Origin of the sequence: Bradyrhizobium sp., from assembly GCF_049512235.1 — a bacterium.
Taxonomy (GTDB): domain Bacteria; phylum Pseudomonadota; class Alphaproteobacteria; order Rhizobiales; family Xanthobacteraceae; genus Bradyrhizobium.
Genome location: NZ_JBEKXH010000703.1, coordinates 1 through 2660 on the forward strand (window position 1 = coordinate 1; position 2660 = coordinate 2660).

The 2660-nt window shown below is 63.3% G+C and carries 3 protein-coding genes; all 3 read left to right on the forward strand.

The window, feature by feature from the left end; translation table 11 throughout:
- Positions 1–588, forward strand: a 588-nt coding sequence (locus ABSG20_RS34165; RefSeq protein WP_423868847.1) for a glutathione S-transferase family protein, incomplete at its 5' end; no start/stop codon positions are given.
- Positions 589–703: 115 nt separating this feature from the next.
- Positions 704–1570, forward strand: a complete 867-nt coding sequence (locus ABSG20_RS34170) for a beta-keto acid cleavage family enzyme (RefSeq protein WP_423868848.1) — start codon at positions 704–706, stop codon at positions 1568–1570.
- A 186-nt stretch (positions 1571–1756) separates the two neighbouring features.
- Positions 1757–2660 (forward strand): AMP-binding protein (locus ABSG20_RS34175; protein WP_423868849.1); only part of this gene is annotated, 904 nt, incomplete at its 3' end.

A 2660-nucleotide genomic window follows, 5' to 3' on the forward strand; every position in this document is an offset into this window, starting at 1 on the left:
ATGGGGCTGCCTTATGAGCTGAAAATGCTGCCGTTCCCACCGCGAATATTTGCCAAGGAATATCTCGCGCTCAATCCGCTCGGCACCATTCCCCTGATGATCGACGGCGAAACAAGGATGACGGAGTCCTCGGGCATCTGTCACTATCTCGGCACCCGCTACGGGCCGACGCCCCTTATGGTCGGGCTCGACGAACCGGCCTATGGCGCGTTCCTGAACTGGATGTATTTCAGCGATGCGACGCTGACATTCCCGCAAACGCTGGTGCTGCGCTACAGCCGGCTCGAGCCGGAAGAGCGGCGCAGTCCGCAGGTCGCGGCCGATTACGCCAAATGGTTCCTGGGCCGGCTGCGCGCGGTCGAGGCCGCGACCGCAAAGGCGGAGACGCTCGTCGCCGGCCGCTTCACCGCCGCCGATATCGTCATCGGCTACGCGCTGTGGCTTGCCGACAATATCGGGCTGGCGAAGGATTTCGGCCCCAACGTCTCGGCCTACTGGCAGCGCCTGCAGGCGCGCGAGAGTTTCAAGCGGGCCGTTGCCGCGGAAAACCTCGCCGGCGAGCAGCAGCAGGTGGCGCGGCGCTCATGAACGGCCCGGCCCTGCGCGGTGACATCTGCCGCGGTTGCTGTATGCTGCCTTATGCGCCGCCGGCGGGCTCGCAGGCGCGGCGGCAAAATCAAAAAGGTTCCCGGGAGGCAAGACCATGAGCGACAAGGCTGTCATCACCTGTGCGCTGAATGGCGTGCTGACCGATCCGAAACAGCATCACGTCCCGGTAACGCCGGAGGAAATGGCCCGCGAGGCCAAGGCCGCCTTCGACGCCGGCGCCAGCGTGATGCATATCCATCTGCGTCAGCAGGGGCCGGGCAAGGGACATCTTCCGTCTTGGGAGGTGGCCGTTTCCCGCGAGATCCAGCAGGCGATCCGCGAGGCCTGCCCCGATGTCATCATCAATCACACCACCGGGACCTCGGGGCCGAATTACAAGGGCGCGCTCGATTGCGTGCGCGAGACCAGGCCGGAGATGGCGGCCTGCAATGCCGGCTCGCTGAATTATCTCAAGGTGAAGAGCGACAACAGCTGGGCCTGGCCGCCGATGATGTTCGATAATTCGGTCGAGAAGGTGCAGGACTATCTCGACGTCATGAAAGCGGCCGACACGATTCCGGAATTCGAGTGTTTCGATGTCGGTATCGTGCGCTGTGTCGGGATGTACCGGCAGACCGGCATGTACACCGGCCCGCTGGAGTATAATTTCGTCATGGGTGTCGCTTCGGGCATGCCGGCCGATCAGGATCTGCTGCCGATCCTGTTGAAGCTGAAACTCCCGGCAGCCAACTTTCAGGTCACCGCGATCGGCCGGGCGGAAATCTGGCCGCTGCACCAGCGCTGCGCCGAGCTCGGCGGTCATCTGCGCACCGGGTTGGAAGACACGTTCTATCAACCCGACGGCGCCAAGGTCACCTCGAACGGCCAGCTGATCGAAACCATCGCCGCCTGCGCCCGCCGCGCCGGCCGCGAGATCGCAAGCCCCGCGGAAGCCAGAAAGATTTTCGGAATCAGGCATTGAGCGTCACCAGTTGTCGTAGTTGTCGTAGGGTGGGCAAAGCCAACGGACCGCGCCAAAGCGCGGGGAGATGGCGTGCCCACCATCTTTTCGCATGCGACATGGTGGGCACGGCGCAAAGGGCGCCTTTGCCCACCCTACGCACTGTCCTCAAGCGTGAAGCGGGCGGCTAATGCGGGAGGAGGCAACATGACCAATCTTACTGCAACCGGCGGCGTCCCCGGCCCCGGCCGGATCGGCCGGGTGGCGATCGGCGATCTGTTGAAGCGCGCAGCGGCGCGGTTTCCGGATCGGATCGCCGTTACCGATGGCGAGCGAGGCGTGACATTTTCGGAACTGGAGCGCGATGCCAACCGCTTTGCCAATTACCTGGTCGCGCGCGGCCTCAAGCCCGGCGCCAAGATTTCGACGATCTGCAACAATTCGGTCGAATTCGTCAAAGCGCTGTTCGGCATTCATCGCGCCGGCCTGGTCTGGGTGCCCGTCAACACCATGCTCGGGCCTGCCGATATGGACTATATCCTCGATCATGCGGAGGTGCGTTTCGCGCTGATCGACGACAATCTGTACGGCCAGCCGGACCGGCGCGCGGCGCTGCAAAAGCGCGGCATCGACCTGATCGCGGTCGATCTGGCCGGCACGGCCGCCGCGGCAGGTCTGGAAAATTTCAACGGTCTGCTGACAGGCCGTTCCGAGATCGAACCGGAGATCGACATCGACGACCGCGATCTGGCGATGATCATCTACACCAGCGGGACGACCTCGCGCCCGAAAGGCGCGATGCATTGTCATCTCGCGGTGGTGATGGCGGTCATGAGCAATGCCATCGAAATGCACCTCGACCGCAACGACGGCATCACCGGGCAGTTTCCGTTGTTCCACTGCGCCGGCCATGTGCTGTTGCTGAGCTACCTGTCGGTCGGCGGCCGGATGGCGCTGATGCGCGGCTTTGACCCGGTGGTGTGCATGGAAGCGATCGTGCGCGACAAGCTGACCGTGTTTGTCGGCCTGTCACTGATGTATCAGGCAATTCTCGATCATCCGCGTCGCCGCGAATACGACTTGTCGGGCTTGCGCGCTTGCATTTACACCA